The sequence below is a fragment of the Paenibacillus sp. P46E genome (assembly GCF_001909095.1).
Taxonomy (GTDB): Bacteria; Bacillota; Bacilli; order Paenibacillales; family Paenibacillaceae; genus Paenibacillus_AQ; species Paenibacillus_AQ helianthi.
Genome location: NZ_LVYZ01000109.1, coordinates 1 through 2,043, shown reverse-complemented (window position 1 = coordinate 2,043; position 2,043 = coordinate 1). Strand labels below are relative to the sequence as shown.

Genomic DNA, 2,043 nt, shown 5'->3' with positions numbered 1-2,043 from the left:
AGTAGGGTAAGACGAGGGATTACTCCCTCGGACTCCCCGTCAAACCGTGCATGCAGATTTCCCGCACACGGCTTTCCTTCGTCAGTTCCCCATCTTCAGGAGTGAGTTTCCTTCATCCGTCGCCGGATTGCCTATTTCACTCCTGAATTAGGAACGTGTGGTGAGTAAACTTGTTAGAAAGACCATTCCGGCTGATTCCAATGCTTTAATTGGAATCAGCCGATTTGACACCGTAGATTTCTTTTTGCGCATAAAGGCTCGCACCCTCATTCGCATCCATTTATCCAGACGTTCAAACTTTTTCTTTACATTTCCTATCCCAAAATAATTCCCAAATCCTCGGCTGATTTCGTTTAGCTTCCCCATCATTTCGTCCAGGCTTTTTCCTTGTTGTCTGCGCGTTGCGTTTCGGATTTTATCTTTATATTTCTTCACTTTCTCATCCGGTACGCTCACGTATTCTCTCCGGAAGTTAAATCCCAGAAAGCGAAATCCTTCTCTAAAATCTACAACTTTTGTTTTCTCCGGGTGCATCCGCAATCGCAGGTCTTCTTCCAGTATCTTCTTCGCTGCCAGATACGCCTCTTTTGCCTGTTCCTTCGTTTTACATAGGATCACCGCATCGTCCGCATACCTAACTACAGCAAATCCCTGCTCTTTCATGCCCCAGTCAAACGCATTCAGATAGATGTTTGCCAAGAGCGGTGAGATGACTCCGCCCTGAGGGGACCCGATTTCTGTTTCATGGAACTGATCATCTTCCATGACTCCCGCCGTTAGCCATCCGCGAATGAGCGTCAGCACTTTTCCGTCCGAGATTCTTTCTTGCACCTTCTCCATGAGTCCTTCGTGAGGGATTTCGTCGAAGAAAGATACAATATCCAGGTCTACCACATGTTCATATCCATTACGTTTCGCCCGCCGGATGGTACGTATCGCTTGATGCGCCGAGTATCCTGCCCGAAAGCCAAAGCTATAGTAATAAAAGTCCTCTTCAAAGATCGGCTCGATGATTTGACGTACGGCTTGCTGACATATCCGGTCCCGGATCGTGGGAATGCCTAGCGGCCGGAGCTTCCCATTTTCCTTCTCGATGTAATGCCGCCTCACGGGATTTGGAATGTAACGCCCCTGCTGCAATAACCTTTGGAGCTCCCTTAGATTCATGCTCACATTCTTCTCGTACATTCCAATGCTGACGCCGTCTACACCGCCACTTCCTTGATTCTTCTTCACCGATAGCCACGCTTCGTGCAAATTGTTCATTTGGTAAACCTTATCGATTAAGGAATAGTAACGTCTTTTCGGTTTCATTGGTGTTTCACCACCTTTACCGCTACTCACCAGGCTGGTCTTGTTTCCGTTACAGATATCGATTCCTTTCTTGTTCCATCCCGGCAACTGCGTGTTAGAAAAAAAAAAAATCAATCGCTCCTGCTGCCCTGGATGTACTCAGGCCGCCAGTTTGCCTCATCCCCAAGCGATCTTTCGCTCTCGGCGGGACACGCCCTCTCGGTCAAACCCTCGCTGGTTTACGGCGCTTACGATATCCACTCACGAACACTCACAGTCTTTGACGAAGCACGTTCCCTTCGCCTCTGTCTCTCCTCTTTTGGAGTGAGAGCAGGGTATGCGACACCACTTTTTTTTTCTGGCTGCTCGCCTTCAAAAAAAATTCCAGGCGCATACTCATCCGGGTTTTCTCCTCCAGACTGTTACCAGCTTTCATTGGCCCGGTCTTGCTCACTACTACGGAACGATCCGCCATCTCTCAACCCTTCGGCTTGGTTTTCCCTTTCGGTTATACCGCCCCTACCTTGTTCGCGTTTGCGTCAAGGAGACTATGAGACTTCCCTCAGTTATCTGCACCTTCTGTTCCATCCATCCTGACCCTAATCACGTCGATGAGTCTTGCAGGTCATTTCCCTTTGTGTGTTTTCCTGTAAGATATACGATTTCGTATAGGTTTCCCCGTTTTTACGGCGGGTCACCCAGCATCGCCGCCACCTCTGGTTCACTGCATTCCGGGCTGGACTTTGCCTG

At 48.8% G+C, this 2,043-nt stretch carries 2 protein-coding genes; both read right to left on the bottom strand.

Annotated features, from left to right (window positions below):
• Nucleotides 1-147: 147 nt before the first annotated feature.
• Nucleotides 148-1,428: a group II intron reverse transcriptase/maturase gene (gene ltrA, locus A3849_RS31065; RefSeq protein WP_143191954.1), complete on the bottom strand. Its 1,281-nt coding sequence runs from the start codon at nt 1,426-1,428 to the stop codon at nt 148-150.
• 136 nt (nt 1,429-1,564) lie between these two features.
• Nucleotides 1,565-1,768: a hypothetical protein gene (locus A3849_RS31060; RefSeq protein WP_074114903.1), complete on the bottom strand. Its 204-nt coding sequence runs from the start codon at nt 1,766-1,768 to the stop codon at nt 1,565-1,567.
• Between the last annotated feature and the right edge of the window lie 275 nt (nt 1,769-2,043).